This is a genomic window from Pseudomonas sp. IT-P258, assembly GCF_949767825.1.
In the GTDB taxonomy this organism is placed as follows: Bacteria; Pseudomonadota; Gammaproteobacteria; order Pseudomonadales; family Pseudomonadaceae; genus Aquipseudomonas; species Aquipseudomonas monachiensis.
In genome coordinates, this window is sequence record NZ_CATKPU010000032.1 from 588162 (window position 1) to 607669 (window position 19508).

Here is a 19508-nt window from a genome sequence, read left to right on the forward strand (position 1 = left end):
ACAGAAGATAAACGCGAACAGGCAGCACTGCAAAGTGCCGCCTGCGCGCTCAACAGCATAGAGGCAATCCGGCGACTTATTCGCTGGAAAGCAGGTCCATGGTGTGTTTATCCATCATTTCCAATGCACGGCCACCGCCGCGAGCAACGCAGGTCAGCGGGTCTTCGGCAACGATCACCGGCAGACCAGTCTCCTGGGCCAGCAATTTGTCCAGGTCACGCAGCAAGGCGCCACCACCGGTCAGTACCAGGCCACGCTCGGCGATGTCGGAAGCCAGTTCCGGCGGCGATTGCTCCAGGGCGCTTTTCACCGCCTGAACGATGGTCGCCAGGGACTCTTGCAGAGCTTCCAGCACTTCGTTGGAGTTCAGGGTAAATGCCCGTGGAACGCCTTCGGCCAGGTTACGGCCGCGAACGTCGACTTCGCGAACTTCGCCGCCCGGGTAGGCGGTACCGATTTCCTGTTTGATACGTTCGGCGGTGGACTCACCGATCAGGCTGCCGTAGTTGCGACGCACGTAGGTGATGATCGCTTCGTCGAAGCGGTCGCCGCCAACGCGCACGGATTCGGCGTAAACCACACCGTTCAGGGAGATCAGTGCGATTTCAGTGGTACCGCCACCGATATCCACGACCATCGAACCGCGAGCTTCTTCTACCGGCAGGCCGGCACCGATCGCAGCAGCCATTGGCTCTTCGATCAGGAACACTTCACGGGCACCGGCACCGAGGGCCGATTCACGGATTGCACGACGCTCAACCTGGGTGGATTTGCACGGAACGCAGATCAACACGCGAGGGCTAGGCTGCAGGAAGCTGTTTTCGTGAACCTTGTTGATGAAGTACTGCAGCATTTTTTCGCACACGCTGAAGTCGGCGATCACGCCGTCCTTCATCGGACGAATGGCAGCAATGTTGCCCGGCGTACGGCCCAGCATGCGCTTGGCTTCGGTGCCGACAGCAACGACACTTTTCTGGTTACCGTGTGTCCGAATGGCCACAACCGATGGCTCATTCAGGACGATACCGCGCTCGCGCACGTAAATAAGGGTGTTGGCAGTGCCCAGGTCAATGGAAAGATCGCTGGAAAACATGCCACGCAGTTTCTTGAACATGGGAAAGGGACCCTAGGCAACGCGTGGGTAAAAAAGTGCGGCAAACTCTAACAACGACAGGGATTTTGGGCAAGGCGCCAATATGTTAAATTGGCCGCTTTTCTGTGCACCAAGCCCCACAATCGCGGCCTTATGACCGTAGAAGTGCGGTAGTGTTCCGACAATCTAACACACGGACGCGGTCCGTTTTGTTTTCCACTGGAGAATCCCATGGCGCTTGAACGCTCCGACGTGGAAAAAATCGCTCATCTGGCCTGCCTTGGCCTCAATGATGCCGATCTTCCACACATCACTTCGGCCCTCAACAGCATTCTCGGGCTGGTCGACGAAATGCAGGCGGTCAATACCGACGGTATCGAACCGCTGGCCCACCCACTGGAAGCCAGCCAGCGCCTGCGCGCAGACGTCGTGACCGAGACCAATCACCGCGAGGCCTACCAGTCCATCGCACCAGCGGTCGAAAACGGCCTGTACCTGGTTCCGAAAGTCATCGACTAATAGGGAAAGAGCCTGCAATGCATCAATTGACTCTGGCCGAGATCGCCCGCGGACTCGCCGATAAAAAGTTTTCCTCCGAAGAGCTGACCAAGGTCCTGCTGGCGCGCATCGCCCAGCTCGATCCGCAGCTCAACAGTTTCATCAGCCTCACCGCGGACCTGGCGCTGACGCAGGCGAAAGCCGCTGATGCCCGCCGGGCCAACGGTGAGAGCGGCGCCCTGCTCGGCGCGCCGATCGCCCACAAAGACCTGTTCTGCACCCAGGGCATTCGCACCAGCTGCGGCTCGAAGATGCTCGACAACTTTAAAGCACCGTACGACGCCACCGTGGTCGCCAAACTGGCTGCGGCCGGGGCCGTGACCCTGGGCAAGACCAATATGGACGAATTCGCCATGGGGTCGGCCAACGAGTCGAGCTACTACGGCGCGGTGAAAAACCCGTGGAACCTGGAACACGTTCCGGGCGGTTCGTCCGGCGGCTCCGCTGCGGCGGTTGCCGCTCGTCTGTTGCCTGCGGCCACCGGCACCGACACGGGCGGCTCGATCCGTCAGCCTGCGGCCCTGACCAACCTCACCGGCCTGAAACCGACCTACGGTCGTGTTTCGCGCTGGGGCATGATTGCCTACGCGTCCAGCCTCGACCAGGGCGGCCCGATGGCACGCACCGCCGAAGACTGCGCGATTATGTTGCAAGGTATGGCAGGCTTCGATCCGAACGACTCCACCAGCATCGATGAGCCCGTACCGGACTACAGCGCCAGCCTCAACGGCTCGCTGCAAGGCCTGCGCATCGGCGTGCCGAAGGAATACTTCAGCGCCGGTCTCGACCCGCGCATCGCAGAGCTGATCCACAACAGCGTCAAGGAGCTGGAAAAGCTCGGCGCCGTGATCAAGGAAATCAGCCTGCCGAACATGCAGCACGCGATCCCTGCGTACTACGTGATCGCCCCGGCGGAAGCCTCGTCCAACCTGTCGCGTTTCGACGGCGTGCGCTTCGGCTACCGCTGTGAAAACCCGGTCAACCTGATCGACCTGTACAAACGCTCCCGTGGCGAAGGCTTCGGCCCGGAAGTACAGCGCCGGATCATGGTCGGTGCCTACGCGCTGTCCGCCGGTTACTACGACGCCTATTACCTGAAGGCGCAGAAGATTCGTCGCTTGATCAAAAACGACTTCATGGCGGCCTTCAATGAGGTCGACATCATCCTCGGCCCAACCACGCCGAACCCGGCCTGGAAGCTTGGCGCCAAGAACAGCGACCCGGTCGCTGCGTACCTGGAAGACGTCTACACCATCACCGCCAACCTCGCGGGTCTGCCGGGCTTGTCCATGCCGGCAGGTTTTGTCGACGGTCTGCCGGTCGGCGTGCAACTGCTCGCCCCGTATTTCCAGGAAGGCCGCTTGCTCAACGTTGCGCACCAGTACCAGTTGAACACTGACTGGCACACCCGCACCCCAACCGGCTTCTGAGGAGACACACATGCAATGGGAAGTCGTGATCGGGCTGGAGATTCACACCCAGCTCACCACCCGGTCGAAAATCTTTTCCGGTAGTTCCACCACGTTCGGTTCAGAGCCGAACACCCAGGCCAGCCTCGTAGACCTGGGCATGCCCGGCGTGCTGCCGGTGCTGAACCAGGAAGCGGTGCGCATGGCGGTGATGTTCGGTCTGGCGATTGACGCCGAGATCGGCCAGCACAACGTGTTCGCCCGTAAAAACTACTTCTACCCGGACCTGCCCAAGGGCTACCAGATCAGCCAGATGGAGCTGCCGATCGTCGGCAAGGGCCACCTGGACATCGCCCTCGAGGACGGCACGGTCAAACGTGTCGGCATCACCCGCGCGCACCTGGAAGAAGACGCCGGCAAGAGCCTGCACGAAGAATTCAGCGGCGCCACCGGCATCGACCTGAACCGTGCCGGCACACCGCTGCTGGAAATCGTCTCCGAACCGGACATGCGCAGCGCCAAGGAAGCCGTGGCCTACGTCAAGGCGATCCACGCGCTGGTGCGCTACCTGGGCATCTGCGACGGCAACATGGCCGAAGGTTCGCTGCGCTGCGACTGCAACGTATCGATCCGTCCGAAAGGCCAGGTCGAGTTCGGCACCCGCTGCGAGATCAAGAACGTCAACTCGTTCCGTTTCATCGAGAAGGCGATCAACAGCGAAATCCAGCGTCAGATCGAGCTGATCGAAGACGGCGGCAAGGTCATCCAGCAGACCCGCCTGTACGATCCGAACAAGGACGAAACCCGTCCGATGCGCAGCAAAGAGGAAGCCAACGACTACCGTTACTTCCCCGATCCGGACCTGCTGCCGGTGGTTATCGAGAATTCGTTCCTCGACGACGTGCGCGGCACCTTGCCGGAATTGCCACCGCAGAAACGCGAGCGTTTCCAGGAGCAGTTCGGCCTGTCGGTCTATGACGCCAGCGTCCTGGCCACCAGCCGCGAGCAAGCCGATTACTTCGAGAAAGTCGCGAGCATCGGCGGCGACGCCAAACTGGCGGCCAACTGGGTGATGGTCGAGTTGGGCAGTCTGCTCAACAAGCAAGGCCTGGACATCGAAGAGTCGCCGGTTTCCGCCGAGCTTCTGGGCGGCATGCTGCTGCGCATCAAGGACAACACCATCTCCGGCAAGATCGCCAAGGTGGTGTTTGAAGCGATGGCCAATGGCGAAGGCAGCGCGGACGAGATCATCGACAAGCGCGGTCTCAAGCAAGTGACCGATACTGGCGCCATTTCGGCGGTGCTGGACGAAATGCTCGCGGCCAACGCCGAGCAGGTCGAGCAATACCGCGCGGCAGACGAAGCCAAGCGCGGCAAGATGTTCGGCTTCTTCGTCGGTCAGGCGATGAAAGCCTCCAAAGGCAAGGCCAACCCGCAACAGGTCAACGAACTGCTTAAAAGCAAGCTCGAAGGCTGATGAGGATGGAGCCAGCTTTAAAATCTGGCTCCATTCCCTGTGGCGAGGGAGCTTGCTCCCGCTGGACTGCGAAGCAGACCCAAATCAGTCACCGCATTTTTTCAGAAAATGCATTGTCTGATTTTGCGACCGCTTCGCGGCCGAGCGGGAGCAAGCTCCCTCGCCACAACTATTTTGAGAGCCTTTGAAATGAAACGTCTATTCGGCGCCTGTGCCCTGCTCTCTCTGTTGGCGGGTTGCGCCAGCACCGACACCGTCGATCCGCATGGCTACGACAAAACCGGCGTGGCTTCGTACTACGGCGCCAAACACCAAGGAAAACGCACCGCCAACGGCGAGCGTTTCAACATGAATTCCATGACCGCCGCCCATCGCCAGCTACCCTTTGGTACGCGGGTGAAGGTCACCAATCTGAATAACGACAAATCCTGCGTGGTACGCATCAATGATCGCGGGCCGCACACCCGTGGCCGCCTGATCGACCTGTCCCGGGAAGCCGCCGAGCGCCTGGGCATGCTGCGCAGCGGCACTGCGAAGGTTCGCGTGCAAGCCCTGGACGACTGACCGATGGAGCCCCGACCATTTTCGGACTAGCCGATTTACCCCTGATCAGTGTGATCGAATTGCTCAGCGGATTGTTCCTGCTGATTGTCGGCGCCGAATTGATGGTGCGCGCCGCCGTACGCATCGCCGCGCGGCTGCACGTACGACCGCTGATCATCGGCCTGACCATCGTCGCCCTCGGCAGCAGCGCGCCGCAAATGGCGGTCAGCCTGCAAGCGACCCTGGCGCACAATGCCGACATCGCCGTCGGCAGTGTGATCGGCAGCAGCATTTTCAACATCCTCGTCACCCTCGGGTTGTCCGCGCTGATCATTCCTTTGCGGGTTTCCCGGCAATTGGTACGCCTGGATATTCCGTTGATGATCGGCGCCAGCCTGCTGGTGTTCGTACTCGCCTGGAATGAAGAACTGTCCCGGGCCGACGGCGTGATGCTGCTGACGGCACTGGCGATTTACCTGGGCTTGTTGCTGCGCCAGTCACGGCATTCGGGACGGCCGGTATCGAGCCATGACCATCATGGGCAAGCGCCATGGCTGAGCAGCCTGCTGATGATCGTCGCCGGGCTGGCGATGCTGGTGTACGCCGGGCACTTGCTGCTGGGCGCGGCGGTTGCGGTGGCCACCGATCTTGGGTTGTCGGAGCGGATCATCGGCCTGACCATCGTCGCCGTGAGCACCTCACTGCCTGAACTGGCCACTTCGTTGATCGCGGCCATGCGCGGCGAGCGCGATATTGCCGTGGGCAACGTGATTGGCAGCAACCTGTTCAACCTCCTGGGTGTGCTCGGTTTTACCGCGCTGGTGGCACCGTCGCCGCTGTCGGTGTCGCCCAACGCCCTGGATTTCGACCTGCCGGTGATGCTCGGCGTCGCGGCGCTGTGCCTGCCGGTGTTCTACTCCGGCTACCGGGTGACCCGCGCCGAAGGCCTGCTGTTTCTGGGTTTGTACCTGGCGTATGGGCTACACGTGGTGTCGTTCACCACCGGTATGCCACTGGCCGGCAAGCTGGAACACTTGATGCTGTTTTTCGTCCTGCCGGCGCTGGTGGCGTTTTTGTTGTTCACGTCACTACGCGCCTGGCGTCGCCAACACCATAAGAAGGAAGCCCCATGACCGAGAATAAAAAACCCGGCGTTGAAGTCCGCCGCCAAGTGATGGGCGACGCCTTCGTCGACCGCGCACTGGGCAATGCCACCGAATTCACCCAGCCGCTGCAGGACTTCGTCAATGAACACGCCTGGGGCGGTGTGTGGAATCGCGAAGGCCTGCCACTGAAAACCCGCAGCCTGATCACCCTTGCCGCCCTGACTGCACTCAAGTGCCCGCAGGAATTGAAAGGTCACGTGCGCGGTGCGCTGAACAATGGCTGCACTGTGGATGAGATTCGCGAGGCGCTGCTGCATTGCGCGGTGTATGCCGGTGTGCCGGCGGCGATTGATGCGTTTCGGGCGGCGCAGGAAGTGATCGACAGTTACCAGAAGCCGGAATAATTTTATTGCTTTGAAAAGATCGCAGCCTGCGGCAGCTCCTACATTGGAATGCGTTTTCCTGTAGGAGCTGCCGCAGGCTGCGATCTTTTGACCCTTGCCTTTAAATCCACCCACCCCACTGCAAAAAGAAGATCCCGACATTGGTGGTGACCGCCGCCATCAGCGTGGTGATCACGATAATCGCCGCCGCCAACTCGTGATTGCCATCCGCCGCCCGGGCCATGACGAAACTGGCAGCGGCGGTCGGGCTGCCGAAGTACAGGAACAGAATCCCCAGTTCCGCCCCGCGAAAGCCCCACAACCACGCGCCCAGTGTTGCCAGGACCGGCAAACCGATCATCTTCACCAGGCTTGAACTCAGCGCCATGTTGCCGCTTTTGCGCAGCGCGGCCAGGGACAGCGTGCCGCCGATGCAGATCAGCGCCAGCGGCAAGGTCGTTTGCGCCAGATACTGGCCGGAGGTTTCCAGCCAGCCAGGCAAGCCAATCTTGAAATAGGCAAAGGGGGCAGCCACGATCACGCTGATGATCAGCGGATTGCTGAACACGCTTTTGCAGATGCTCCACGGATCGGACTTGATCACCGGACTGTACACCGCCAGCACGATGGTCGAGAGGGTGTTGTAGAACAGGATCACCAGCGCCGCGAGGATCGCCCCGAGGGAAATCCCGTAGTCGCCGTACATGCTTGCCGCCAGTGCCAGGCCGATGACCCCGTTGTTACCGCGAAACGCGCCCTGGGTGTAGATCCCCCGGTCTTCCCGCGGGCACTTCCAGATCGCCCAACCCCAGGCGATGGCAAAACACGCCAGGGTCGCGAGGGAGAAATAGATCAGCAGCGCCGGTTGCAGCGCCGCGTGCAGGTCGGCATGCAGGATGCCCAGAAACAACAACGCCGGCATGGTGACGTTGAACACCAGTGACGATGCGGTGTGGATGAAGTTGTCGTTGATCCAGTCGATGCGCTTGAGCAGCACCCCGAGAAACAGCATGGCAAACACCGGCGCGGTGATGTTCAGGGTTTCGAGGAAAATTGCCAGCATGCCGGGGGTAACCTTGGTGGGCGTCGTTAGGGGGCTAATGATAAGCCACTGAGGACTTCGGCGCCTGCTAGATCGCCTTCGTGAGCAAGCCCGCTCCCACATTTGATCAGTGTCGAACACAAAATTTGTGCGCGACGACAATCCAGTGTGGGAGCGGGCTTGCTCGCGAAGCAGGCGACTCGGTCTTAAGTGATCGGCGCCGGGTTGAACAGGGTGATGTCGTTATGCAGCTTGTGCTTTTCAGCCCACGTCTGCTGCTTGCCGCTGGCCACGTCCAGGTAGTAGTGGAACAACTCCCAGCCAAGCTCCTCGATGGAGGCGCGTCCGGTAGCGATTCGGCCCGCGTCGATGTCGATCAGGTCCGGCCAGCGTTGTGCCAGTTCGGTCCGGGTCGAGACCTTCACCACTGGTGCCATGGCCAGCCCGTAAGGCGTGCCACGACCGGTGGTAAACACGTGCAGGTTCATCCCCGCCGCCAACTGCAAAGTCCCGCAAACAAAGTCGCTGGCCGGAGTCGCGCAGAAGATCAGGCCTTTGCGCTTGAAACGCTCGCCAGGGCCAAGCACGCCGTTGATCGCGCTGCTGCCGGACTTGACGATCGATCCCAGGGATTTCTCGACAATGTTCGACAACCCGCCCTTCTTGTTGCCTGGGGTGGTGTTGGCACTGCGATCCGCCTCGCCCTTCGCCAGGTAGCGGTCGTACCAGTCCATTTCCCGCACCAGTTCCTGGGCGACGTCCTGGTTTTCCGCCCGTGAGGTCAGTAAATAAATGGCATCACGTACTTCGGTGACTTCAGAAAACATCACCGTCGCACCGGCCCGCAGAAGCAGGTCCGAGGCATAACCGAGCGCCGGGTTGGCGGTGATGCCAGAGAACGCATCACTGCCACCGCATTGCATGCCCAGAATCAGTTCGGACGCCGGCACGGTTTCCCGGCGACGTTGATCGAGCTTCTTCAAGCGTGTCTCGGCCAGTTCCATGATCTGTTCGATCATTTCGGTGAAACCGTGACTGGAATCCTGCAAGCGGTATAACCAAGGCTCGCTGAGATCCACCGAGCTGTCGTTGTCGTGCATCACTTGCCCGGCCTGCAATTTCTCGCAGCCCAGGCTGATCACCAAGGCTTCGCCACCCAGGTTAGGGTTGCGCGCCAGGTTGCGCACAGTGCGGATCGGGATGTACGCGTCAGTCGCGGTGATCGCCACGCCACAGCCATAGCTGTGGGTCAGCGCCACCACGTCATCGACGTGCGGGTACTTGGGCAGCAACTCATCCTTGATGCGCTTGACCGCATGATCGAGCACCCCGGTCACACACTGCACGGTGGTAGTGATACCCAGAATGTTGCGCGTGCCGACGGTGCCGTCGGCGTTGCGATAACCCTCGAAGGTGAAACCTTCCAGCGGTGCTTGCGCGGCCGGCACATCGGTGGACAGCGGCAGGCTGTCCAGCGGTGGCGCGGTCGGCATGCGCAGTTGATCTTCCTTGACCCAACTGCCGCGGGGGATCGGCTGCAAGGCATAGCCAATGACCTGGCCATAACGAATCACCTGGCCACCCTCTGGAATGTCTTCCAGGGTGACCTTGTGGCTTTGTGGCACGAAGTCCACGGTGACCAAACCATCGGCAAACTCGGTGCCGGCCGGTACACCCTGATCATTGACCACGATCACTACGTTGTCCCGCTCGTGCAGGCGGATGTAGCGCGGCGAGTCGGAATGTTCAATCAACTGCATGACGCCGCTCCTCAGGAATGCGCTTGAGACAATTTGCCAGGGGCTTCAGTACCGTTCGCTGGTGGCTCTTTGAGCACCACGCGCTTGATCGGGCCCACGATCACCAGGTAGCTGAACACCGCGACCAATGCGTTGCAACCGACGAACACCAGCGCCCATTTGAACGAACCGGTGGAGCTGATGATGTAGCCGATCACGATCGGAGTGGTGATCGACGCAATGTTACCGAAGGTGTTGAACAGGCCACCGCTCAGGCCGGCGATCTGCTTCGGCGAGGTGTCGGACACCACCGCCCAGCCCAGTGCGCCCACGCCTTTGCCGAAGAACGCCAGGGCCATGAAGCCGACGACCATCCATTCTACGTCCACGTAGTTGCACGCCACGATGCTGCTGGAAACCAGCAGGCCAGCAATGATCGGTGCCTTGCGGGCGAAGGTCAGGGAATGCCCTTTACGTAGCAGGTAATCGGAAATCACCCCGCCGAGCACACCACCGATGAAGCCGCAGATCGCCGGCAAGGACGCGATGAAACCGGCCTTGAGGATGGTCATGCCGCGCTCCTGCACCAGGTACACCGGGAACCAGGTCAGGAAGAAATAGGTAATGCCGTTGATGCAGTACTGGCCCAGGTACACGCCGAGCATCATGCGGTTGGTCAGCAATTGACGGATGTAGTCCCACTTCGGACCGTCGGCCTTTTTGCCTTTGCCCTTGTCCTGGTCCATGTCGACCATGCCGCCGTTGTCGGCGATGTGCTTGAACTCGGCGTCATTGATCATCGGGTGCTGGCGTGGGCTGTAGATCACTTTCAGCCAGATCCCGGAGAAGATGATGCCGATCACGCCCATGACGATGAACACGTGCTGCCAGCCGAAGCTGTAGACGATCCAGCCCATCAGCGGTGCGAACAACACGGTGGCAAAATACTGCGCCGAGTTGAAGATCGCCGAGGCGGTGCCGCGTTCAGCGGTCGGGAACCAGGCGGCCACAATGCGTGCGTTGCCGGGGAAGGATGGCGCTTCGGCCAGGCCCACCAAAAAGCGCAGCATGAACAGCGCGACCACGGCGGTGGACATGCCGAACTCGCCGACATACCCCTGCAGCACGGTGAACAGCGACCAGGTGAAGATGCTCAGTGCGTAGATTTTTTTCGAACCGAAACGGTCCAGCAGCCAGCCACCGGGAATTTGCCCGGCCACGTAGGCCCAACCGAATGCGGAGAAGATGTAGCCGAGGGTAACGGCGTCGATGCCGAGGTCTTTTTGCAGGCTGGAGCCGGCGATTGCGATGGTAGCCCGGTCGGCGTAATTGATCGTGGTCACCAGAAACAGCATGAGCAGGATCAAATAGCGGACGTGAGTCGGCTTGGTCGATTGCATGTAGATGTACTCCCACTGATTATTTTTATGCGGGGTGAATCTTTGGTATTTCCCTGTAGGAGCTGCCGAGTGAAACGAGGTTGCGATCTTTTGATCTTCAAAAGCAAAGATCGCAGCCTTCAGCAGCTCCTACAGAGGTATTGCGTTTACGAACCGATGTAACTGGTCTTCACGACCGTGTAGAACTCTTGCGCATAGCGACCTTGCTCACGTGATCCATAGGATGAACCTTTACGCCCACCGAACGGAACGTGGTAATCCACACCGGCGGTCGGCAGGTTGACCATCACCATCCCGGCCTGGGAGTGGCGCTTGAAGTGGTTGGCGTACTTCAAGGACGTGGTAGCGATGCCCGCCGACAACCCGAACTCGGTGTCGTTGGCCATGGCCAGCGCGGCTTCGTAGTCGGCGACGCGGACGATGTTGGCTACCGGGCCGAAGATTTCTTCCTGGCTGATGCGCATCGAGGCTTCACTGTCGGCAAACAGGGTTGGCGCGAGGAAGTAACCCTCGGTGTCGCAGGTCACCAGAGCACCGCCGCTGACCAGACGCGCACCTTCGGACTGGCCGATGTCGATGTACTTCATGTCCTGTTCAAGCTGAGCCTGGGAAACCACCGGACCAATGTCGGTGCCGGCTTTCAGCGCGTGGCCGACCTTGATCAACTTCATGCGCTCGGCCATGGCTTCGACAAACTGGTCGTGGATGCCAGCGGTGACGATAAAGCGGCTGGAAGCGGTGCAACGCTGGCCGGTGGAGTAGAACGCGCTCTGTACCGACAGCTCGACCGCTTGCTTGAGGTCAGCGTCGTCGAGAATGATCTGCGGGTTCTTGCCGCCCATTTCCAGCTGGACCTTGGCCTGGCGCGATACGCAGCTGACGGCGATCTGACGACCGACACCCACGGAACCTGTGAAGCTGATGCCATCGACTTTCGGGCTGTGGACCAGTGCATCGCCAACCACACGACCGCTGCCCATCACCAGGTTGAACACACCGGCCGGGAAGCCTGCGCGGGAGATGATTTCAGCCAGGGCCCAGGCGCAACCCGGAACCAGGTCCGCGGGTTTCAGCACGACGCAGTTGCCGTAGGCCAGGGCCGGGGCGATTTTCCATGCCGGGATGGCGATCGGGAAGTTCCACGGGGTGATCAGACCGACCACGCCCAAGGCTTCGCGAGTGACTTCAACGTTGACGCCCGGACGCACCGACGGCAGGTAGTCGCCGGACAGGCGCAGGCACTCGCCGGCGAAGAACTTGAAGATGTTACCGGCGCGGGTCACTTCGCCGATGGCTTCAGGCAGGGTCTTGCCCTCTTCCCGGGCCAGCAGGGTGCCGAGTTCTTCGCGACGGGCGAGGATTTCAGTACCGACTTTGTCCAGGGAGTCGTGACGCGCCTGAATGCCGGAAGTGGACCAGGCCGGGAACGCGGCACGGGCGGCGTCGATGGCGGCGTGGACTTGAGCCAGGTCAGCCTTGGCGTAGTCACCGATGGCGTCGCTCAGTTCGGACGGGTTGATGTTGGTCGAATAATCGCCACCGGCAACCCATTCGCCGTTGATGTAGTTATCGAAACGCTTTGAATCAGCCACTTGAAGATCTCCTCACGCAAAAGGCCGCTGATTGCTCAGCGGCCTTACTTAATCGGATGTATTACTGCGCGCCCTGCTTGTCGATCAGCGCGGCGAGCATTTCGTACTCTTCGCCGGTCAGGTCGGTCAGCGGTGCACGCACAGGACCTGCGTCGTAGCCGGCAATCTTTGCCCCGGCCTTGACTATGCTCACGGCATAACCGGCCTTGCGGTTACGGATGTCCAGGTACGGCAGGAAGAAGTCGTCGATGATCTTGCCGACGGTGGCGTGATCTTCACGAGCGATCGCGTGGTAGAAGTCCATCGCGGTTTTCGGGATGAAGTTGAACACCGCCGAGGAGTAGACCGGCACGCCCAGCGCCTTGTAGGCCGCGGCGTAGACTTCGGCGGTCGGCAAGCCACCCAGGTAGCTGAAGCGATCACCGAGGCGGCGACGGATCGACACCATCAACTCGATATCACCCAGGCCATCCTTGTAGCCGATCAGGTTCGGGCAGCGCTCGGCCAGACGTTCCAGCAGCGGTGCGTTCAGGCGGCAGACGTTACGGTTGTAGACCACCACGCCGATGTTGACCGATTTGCACACGGCTTCAACGTGCGCGGCAACGCCGTCCTGGCTGGCTTCGGTCAGGTAGTGCGGCAGCAGCAACAGGCCTTTGGCGCCCAGGCGCTCGGCTTCCTGTGCGTATTCGATGGCCTGGCGGGTCGAACCGCCCACGCCGGCCAGGATTGGCACGCTGGAGGCGCAAGTGTCGACGGCCGTCTTGATGATTTCCGAATATTCGCTGGCCGCCAGAGAGAAGAACTCACCGGTACCGCCCGCGGCGAACAGAGCCGAGGCGCCGTATGGGGCCAGCCATTCGAGACGCTTGATGTAACCCGCGCGATTGAAGTCGCCCTGAGCATTGAAATCGGTAACCGGGAAAGACAGCAGACCGGAAGAGAGGATGGACTTCAGTTCTTGTGGATTCATTATTCGAACACCCTGGATAACGACGTTGTGTGAGAAAACCGTTCAGCCCGCGCTGAAGTTGTAGGTCATCGTACAACTTAAAATACAACCGTCAACTGCATTTCATCGCCGGGGGTGAAAACTGTTCGACAAGAATTCGTTGAAGTCCTGTTTTAGAGGGCTTCTTCAGGGGAACGCAGGGAAGATCACACCTCGAAAAACAGGTGTTCAGGAGATACGTTGTCGGAAGATTGAAGCAGGAGATAAGTAAAAAAGAGGCTGATCGAAGGTCTTGCGGGATGGCTTGCGGCCCCTTCGCGAGCAAGTCGAAGACGGCTTATCGGGCGCCCCATCACCAAAAGCAAAAAACCTAAACCCGCTGCGCCTCGGCCTCTTCATGGGCATGACGCAACCGCTCACGGCTGTTGGTCAGGTGCAAACGCATGGCGGCACGCGCCGCATCGGAATCCTGGCGGGCAATGGCGTCGTAGATCTCTTCGTGCTCACGGCTCAGGCGACCCATGTAGTGCTGCTGGTCGTCATGGGCCAGGCGCGCGGAGTTCAGCCGTGTGCGCGGAATGATGCTGGTACCCAGGTGGGTCATGATGTCGGTGAAATAACGGTTGCCGGTGGACAGCGCGATTTCGAGGTGGAAGGCGAAGTCCGAGGCTACGGCATCACTGGCGTGAGCGGCGCTTTCATTCAACGCGTCGAGGGCGGCGCGCATATTGGCTAACTGTTCCGGACTACGACGTTGCGCCGCCAATCCGGCGGACTCCACTTCCAGGCTGATGCGCAGTTCCAGGATCGCCAGCACATCTCGCAAGGTCACCACGGTCGCCGGGTCGATACGGAAACCGCTCGGGCTCGGTGTGTCGAGCACGAAGGTGCCGATACCGTGGCGGGTTTCCACCTGCCCTGCCGCCTGCAAACGGGAAATCGCCTCGCGCACCACCGTACGGCTGACACCATGGGCATCCATGATGGCTGACTCGGTGGGCAACTTGTCGCCACGCTTGAGATGACCGTCGCGGATCTGCTCGGACAGCACCGTCACCAGTTCCTGAGCGAGGCTGCGGCGCTTGCGTGGGAGACGTGGAGCGTCGTTCGGGTTTTCCATGGTGAACATCTGTCTCGAAAAAATCGGCGGCTGAAAGCGCATCATAGCGCAACGCGGTTGTACGATCACCACCACCCCTGTAGGAGCTGCCGCAGGCTGCGATCTTTTGACTTTGATTTTTCAAGATCAAAAGATCGCAGCCTGCGGCAGCTCCTACAGGATTTGTGGTGTTTATGCGGTCACGGCCTGGTCCACCAGATGGCCATTCTCGATACGAATGTGCCGCGGGTGGAAGCGTTTCAGGCTGCTGCGATGGCCCACGCTGACAATGCTCAGCCCCGGCAACTCGTCGATCAGCGCCTGATACAGCGTGGCCTCGTCTTCTTCGTCCATCGCCGAGGTGGCTTCGTCCATGTACAGCCATTGTGGTGCATAAAGCAGCGCACGGGCGAAAGCCAGGCGCTGCTGCTCCCCCGGTGACAACATGCGCTGCCAGTGATTGGCTTCGTCGAGACGGGCAATCAGGTGCGGCAGGCGGCAGGTTTCCAGCACCTGCGCGTAGCGTTCGTTCGGATAGGTATCGCCGGGCTGTGGATAACTGAGGACATCACGCAGGGTACCAATCGGCAAATACGGTTTTTGCGGCAGGAACAGGTAGCGCGCCGATGGCAGACGAATACTGCCGTGGCCGGTCGGCCACAGATGTCCCATCGCCCGCAGCAGCGTCGACTTGCCGCTGCCGGAACGACCGCTGAGCATCACACGCTCGCCCTCCTCCACGGTCATGTCGGCGTTGGACAGCAGGTGGCGACCGTCAGTCAGGTCGAGGCCGAGGTTGTGCACCTTCAGCACCGAGCCCGAATTCTGTACGTCGATGGCCGGCGCACGCTCTTCGTTATCACGCATAGCCTGGTGGAAGCTCAACAGACGATCGCAGGTGGCGCGCCAGGAAGCGAGGCTCTGGTAGGCACTGATAAACCAGCTGAAGCTTTCCTGCACGTTGCCGAACGCCGAGCTGATTTGCATCAGCTCGCCCAGTTCGATCTTGCCGGAAAGGTAACGCGGGGCGGCAACCATGAAGGGGAAGATAATGGCGGCCTGGCTGTAACCGGCGGTGAAGAACGTCAGGCGCTTGGACACTTTCATGATGTCCCAGAAGTTATGCCAGACCATCCCGAAGCGATCACTCAACCGACGATTCTCGTTCGGCTCGCCGTTGTACAACGCGATACTTTCGGCATTCTCGCGAATTCGCACCATTGAGAAACGCAGGTCGGCTTCGAAGCGTTGTTGCTGGTTGTTCAGGCCGATCAGGCGACGACCGATCAAATGCGTCAGCCAACTGCCGACCACCGCATAAACCAGCACGCACCAGAACATGTAGCCGGGAATGGTGATGCCGAATACTTCAATGCTACCCGACACGCCCCACAGAATGATCGAGAACGACACCAGGCTGACGATATTGCGCAGCAGCCCGATACCCAGCTCAAGGGTGTTGGAGGTGAAGTTGTTGAGGTCTTCGGAAATCCGCTGGTCCGGGTTATCGGTGTAACCGCCCTGCTCCAGCTGGTAGTAATTCTTGTCGGCGAGCCAGCGTGCAAAGTGCTTTTCGGTGAGCCATGCCCGCCAGCGGATTGTCAGCATTTGCGTCAGGTACAGCCGGTACACCGCGCCGACGATCGCCACCGCGGCAATCGCGCAGAAGTACAGGATCAGTTGCCAGAACGCGGCCTCGTCCTTCTTTTGCAGGGCGTTGTAGAAGTCCTTGTACCAGGTGTTGAACCACACCGAGATCCCCACGCTGATGAGCGACAGCGCTATCACCGCGATCAGCAGCGTCCAGGCCTTGGCCTTCTCTTCACTGCGCCAGTAAGGCGTGATCATCGCCCACACTTTGCGAAAAAACTGCCCGCGCACGGCGTCGTTGACCGCGGAATACTCAGCGTTCTGATTCATGGATAAGGCTCGATAGAGAAAAGTACGCACACGAACCGATCATAGATGATCGGTCCGGTTTGTCGCGAGATACGGCCCGCATTCATTCAGCGCAGGTTCAGCGGCGAACGGGACGCTTCTGCAGTTTGCGCTGCAGGGTGCGGCGGTGCATGCCCAGGGCACGGGCCGTGGCGGAGATGTTGCCTTCGTGTTCGGTCAGCACGCGCTGGATGTGCTCCCACTGCAGGCGGTCCACCGACATCGGGTTTTCCGGCACCAGGCTGTCGAGGTCGGCGTGCTCGGACAGCAGCGCCGCCAGCACGTCGTCGGCGTCGGCCGGCTTGCACAGGTAGTTGCAGGCACCACGCTTGATCGCCTCGACGGCGGTGGCAATGCTCGAGTAACCGGTGAGGATCACCACGCGCATTTCCGGGTCCATTTCCAGCAACTTGGGCAGCAGTACCAGGCCGGAATCGCCGTCCATCTTCAGGTCCAGTGCGGCATAATCCGGCAGATCGGCCTTGGCCAGCTCCAGGCCTTCCTCGGCGGAACCGGCAGTGCTGACGCGAAAACCGCGGCGGGCCATGGCGCGGGCCATGACGCGGGTGAATGTGGCGTCGTCATCGACCAGCAACAAATGTGGCAGTTCTTCGCCTTCGACTTGGATCTCTTCACTCATGTTCGTTTCCTCGGGCGACACGGGGCAGGCGCAGCTCGGTGAGCGTGCCACCTTCCTCATGACTGTAGAGTTTCACTGAGCCGCCGGCGCGTGTCACGCTGGCCTTGCTCAAAAACAGGCCCAGGCCGAAGCCTTTGCCCTTGGTGGTAAAAAACGGTTTGCCGATTTGCTCGGCGATGGCCAGAGGCACGCCAGCGCCATGGTCACGAATGCTGATGGTCAGGTTTTCCCAATCCCAGTCCAGCGTCACTTGCAGCCCTTCGGGGCAGGCATCGGCAGCGTTGTTCAACAGATTCAACAAAGCCTGGGTCAGGTCCGGCGGCGGCGCCATGCGCGGGACCGGGCCCTGGCCGAGGCGCTGGAAGCGATAACTGGCTTCCGGGCGCATCAGGTGCCAGCGATTGAGGGCTTCATCGAGCCAATCGGTGACGTCCTGCATCTCCACCGCCAACCGGCGATTGGCCTCGGCGGCGCGTACCAGTTGCTGCAAGGTTTGCTTGCACAACTTGACCTGATCCTGCAGCACGCTCAGGTCGTCCTGCAACATCGGATCATGATGATCCTGACGCATTTCCTTGAGTAGCACACTCATGGTCGCCAGCGGCGTGCCCAGTTCATGGGCCGCGCCGGCGGCCTGGGTGGCGACGGCCAGCAGTTGCTGATCGCGCAGGCCTTCTTCGCGACGAATGGCGCGCAACTCTTCCTGGCGACGCAGTTCTTCGGCCATGCGCGCGGCGAAGAAGGTGATCACCGCAGCCGCGAGGGCAAAGCTCAACCACATCCCATAGACCTGCAGGTTTTCCCGAGCGATCGGGAAGGTTTGCAGCGGGTAGAACTGCGCCAGCAACAGCGTGTACATCGTCAGCGCAATACCCGACAGGATCACCGAATAACGCCATGGCAACGTTACCGCGGCAATGGTCAGCGGCACCAGGTAATAGGAGACGAAGGGGTTGGTCGAGCCACCGGAGAAATACAGCAGCGCACTGTGGATAAACAGGTCGCAGGCCAGTTGCACGGCGTATTCGAGCTCGGTCACCGGCCACGAAGTGCGCAGGCGAATGGCCGTGAACACGCACAGCAGCATTGAACATGCGAGCGTCGCAGCCAGTTGAAACCAGGGCAGTGGCAGCAATTCGAGCCAGTAGGCCAGGCCAACGGAACCGGCCTGGGCGGCCAGCACCAACGTGCGGATGAACGTCAGCCGCCAGAGGTTCTGGCGAGTGGCGGAAGTGATTTGAACGGGGGCGAGCATGAGCTCTCCTGATGAGCGCTCCAGGCGGATCGCAGGGAGTATAACCAAGCGCGGGGGCTGACAGGCAAAAGTGCGGCAAACGGCCACAGCCAAGCTCAATGTTTTAAGGGAACGCTTTTGTGGCGAGGGAGCTTGCTCCCGCTGGACTGCGCAGCAGGCCCTAAGCATTCAACTGTGTAACACAAAGAAAATTTGCATACCGATTTTACGACTGCTTCCCAGCCGAGCGGGAGCAAGCTCCCTCGCCACAAAAAGCCCTGCGCGCACCATCAGTTCTGTATAGAAGTTGTAACTGTGCGAACCGGAGCATAAAAGCTAGAGTCTGATGGTTTCACGCAGGCCTGGATCATACCCCTGCGCACCTTTCAAGGAGCCTTCATGCACACATTCCGCCGCAGCGCCGCCCTCCTCGCCCTGAGCGTTGGCACCGTCGCCAGCCTCCCGGCCCTGGCCGCCGACGAGCTTCATTACAACCAGATTTCCCTGCGCGCCGAAGTCAGTCAGGAAGTGGCCCGCGACCTGATGATCGTGACCCTCTACACCGAAGAACAGAACACCGACCCGGCCAAACTCGCCGCCGATGTCAGCACCACCATGAATAAGGCGCTGGCCCAGGCCAAGCAAGTCAAGAACATCACCCTGCGCCAGGGCAGTCGCAACAGCTACCCGATCTACGACACCAAGGGCCAGAAAATCACCGGCTGGCGCGAGCGTGCCGAATTGCGCCTGGAAAGCTCGGACTTCGCTGCGCTGTCGAAGCTGACCGGCGAACTGCTCACCGACCTGAAAATGGGCGGCATGGACTTCGCCATCGCCACCCCGACCCGCAAGGCCAGCGAAGACGCCCTGCTCAAGGATGCCGTGACCGCGTTCAAGGCCCGCGCCCAGCTTGCGACTGATGCTCTGGGCGGCAAGAACTACAAAATCGTCAACCTGAACCTCAACAGCAACGGTTATCCACAGCCTTACATGCGCGCGCCAATGATGATGAAAGCCGCCGCCATGGACAGCGCACCGGTGACGCCGGATGTCGAGGCCGGTACCAGCCAGGTCAGCATGACCGCCGATGGCTCGATTGAAGTGCTGATGCCTTGAATCGATAGCCCGTAAACAAAAACGGCGATCATAAAAATGATCGCCGTTTTTTTTGGCAGTTTTCAGGCATGAGCTATAACTGGATAGGTCCACCCGAGAAAAGCCGTCGATTGGCCACTATCGGTGCAACAATAACCACTCTTATTCACGCCATGCCCACCCCACAATCCGGGGTATGAATAAGTAA

The 19508-nt window shown here is 60.4% G+C and carries 17 protein-coding genes; 7 read left to right on the forward strand and 10 right to left on the reverse strand.

The window, feature by feature from the left end:
* Positions 1-76: 76 nt before the first annotated feature.
* On the reverse strand, positions 77-1114 hold the full coding sequence (gene mreB / locus ACM6G4_RS15260; protein ID WP_002555108.1) for a rod shape-determining protein MreB: 1038 nt from the start codon (positions 1112-1114) through the stop codon (positions 77-79).
* A gap of 210 nt (positions 1115-1324) precedes the next feature.
* Here mreB and gatC point away from each other — a divergent pair, with 210 nt between their 5' ends.
* The 6 genes from gatC (at position 1325) to ACM6G4_RS15290 (ending at position 6590) form a co-directional block, all read left to right on the forward strand.
* The gene (gene gatC / locus ACM6G4_RS15265) at positions 1325-1612 is read left to right on the forward strand and encodes an Asp-tRNA(Asn)/Glu-tRNA(Gln) amidotransferase subunit GatC (protein ID WP_007901429.1); all 288 of its coding nucleotides are present in this window, start codon (positions 1325-1327) and stop codon (positions 1610-1612) included.
* A gap of 17 nt (positions 1613-1629) precedes the next feature.
* Positions 1630-3081 (forward strand): Asp-tRNA(Asn)/Glu-tRNA(Gln) amidotransferase subunit GatA, encoded by a 1452-nt coding sequence (gene gatA, locus ACM6G4_RS15270; protein WP_414914022.1) that lies wholly within the window; start codon positions 1630-1632, stop codon positions 3079-3081.
* A 10-nt stretch (positions 3082-3091) separates the two neighbouring features.
* Positions 3092-4537: an Asp-tRNA(Asn)/Glu-tRNA(Gln) amidotransferase subunit GatB gene (gene gatB, locus ACM6G4_RS15275; protein ID WP_056728336.1), complete on the forward strand. Its 1446-nt coding sequence runs from the start codon at positions 3092-3094 to the stop codon at positions 4535-4537.
* Between the two features lie 189 nt (positions 4538-4726).
* Entirely contained in the window at positions 4727-5101 is a 375-nt protein-coding gene (locus tag ACM6G4_RS15280) for a septal ring lytic transglycosylase RlpA family protein (protein ID WP_223542495.1), read from the forward strand.
* Between the two features lie 50 nt (positions 5102-5151).
* Positions 5152-6213 carry a calcium/sodium antiporter gene (locus tag ACM6G4_RS15285; protein WP_414914023.1) on the forward strand — a complete coding sequence of 354 codons (1062 nt, stop codon included), beginning with the start codon at positions 5152-5154 and terminating at the stop codon, positions 6211-6213.
* Positions 6210-6590, forward strand: a complete 381-nt coding sequence (locus tag ACM6G4_RS15290; protein WP_046040018.1) for a carboxymuconolactone decarboxylase family protein — start codon at positions 6210-6212, stop codon at positions 6588-6590. Before ACM6G4_RS15285 ends, ACM6G4_RS15290 begins: the two co-directional genes overlap by 4 nt.
* A 100-nt stretch (positions 6591-6690) precedes the next feature.
* Here the strand turns inward: ACM6G4_RS15290 and ACM6G4_RS15295 are convergent, their stop codons facing one another.
* The 9 genes from ACM6G4_RS15295 to ACM6G4_RS15335 form a co-directional block, all read right to left on the reverse strand.
* Entirely contained in the window at positions 6691-7632 is a 942-nt protein-coding gene (locus ACM6G4_RS15295) for an AEC family transporter (RefSeq protein WP_056728322.1), read from the reverse strand.
* Between the two features lie 185 nt (positions 7633-7817).
* Entirely contained in the window at positions 7818-9371 is a 1554-nt protein-coding gene (garD, locus tag ACM6G4_RS15300; RefSeq protein ID WP_056728321.1) for a galactarate dehydratase, read from the reverse strand.
* An 11-nt stretch (positions 9372-9382) separates the two neighbouring features.
* Positions 9383-10750 carry an MFS transporter gene (locus ACM6G4_RS15305; RefSeq protein WP_409078300.1) on the reverse strand — a complete coding sequence of 456 codons (1368 nt, stop codon included), beginning with the start codon at positions 10748-10750 and terminating at the stop codon, positions 9383-9385.
* Between the two features lie 146 nt (positions 10751-10896).
* Positions 10897-12342, reverse strand: coding sequence for an aldehyde dehydrogenase family protein (locus ACM6G4_RS15310; RefSeq protein WP_414914024.1), 1446 nt, complete (start codon positions 12340-12342; stop codon positions 10897-10899).
* A gap of 61 nt (positions 12343-12403) precedes the next feature.
* Positions 12404-13315 carry a 5-dehydro-4-deoxyglucarate dehydratase gene (gene kdgD, locus ACM6G4_RS15315; protein WP_056728312.1) on the reverse strand — a complete coding sequence of 304 codons (912 nt, stop codon included), beginning with the start codon at positions 13313-13315 and terminating at the stop codon, positions 12404-12406.
* 349 nt (positions 13316-13664) lie between these two features.
* Complete coding sequence (locus ACM6G4_RS15320; protein ID WP_177336501.1) at positions 13665-14414, reverse strand: FadR/GntR family transcriptional regulator; 750 nt, start codon at positions 14412-14414, stop codon at positions 13665-13667.
* A gap of 171 nt (positions 14415-14585) precedes the next feature.
* The gene (locus tag ACM6G4_RS15325; protein ID WP_056728306.1) at positions 14586-16313 is read right to left on the reverse strand and encodes an ABC transporter ATP-binding protein/permease; all 1728 of its coding nucleotides are present in this window, start codon (positions 16311-16313) and stop codon (positions 14586-14588) included.
* A gap of 97 nt (positions 16314-16410) precedes the next feature.
* Positions 16411-16971 (reverse strand): response regulator transcription factor, encoded by a 561-nt coding sequence (locus ACM6G4_RS15330; RefSeq protein ID WP_007973041.1) that lies wholly within the window; start codon positions 16969-16971, stop codon positions 16411-16413.
* Positions 16964-18226, reverse strand: a complete 1263-nt coding sequence (locus ACM6G4_RS15335) for an ATP-binding protein (RefSeq protein WP_056728304.1) — start codon at positions 18224-18226, stop codon at positions 16964-16966. The genes ACM6G4_RS15330 and ACM6G4_RS15335 overlap by 8 nt, the downstream gene beginning before the upstream one ends.
* Positions 18227-18604: 378 nt before the next feature.
* On the opposite strand from ACM6G4_RS15335, the gene ACM6G4_RS15340 reads away from it, so the two are divergent.
* On the forward strand, positions 18605-19321 hold the full coding sequence (locus ACM6G4_RS15340) for an SIMPL domain-containing protein (RefSeq protein ID WP_414914025.1): 717 nt from the start codon (positions 18605-18607) through the stop codon (positions 19319-19321).
* Positions 19322-19508: the final 187 nt, after the last annotated feature.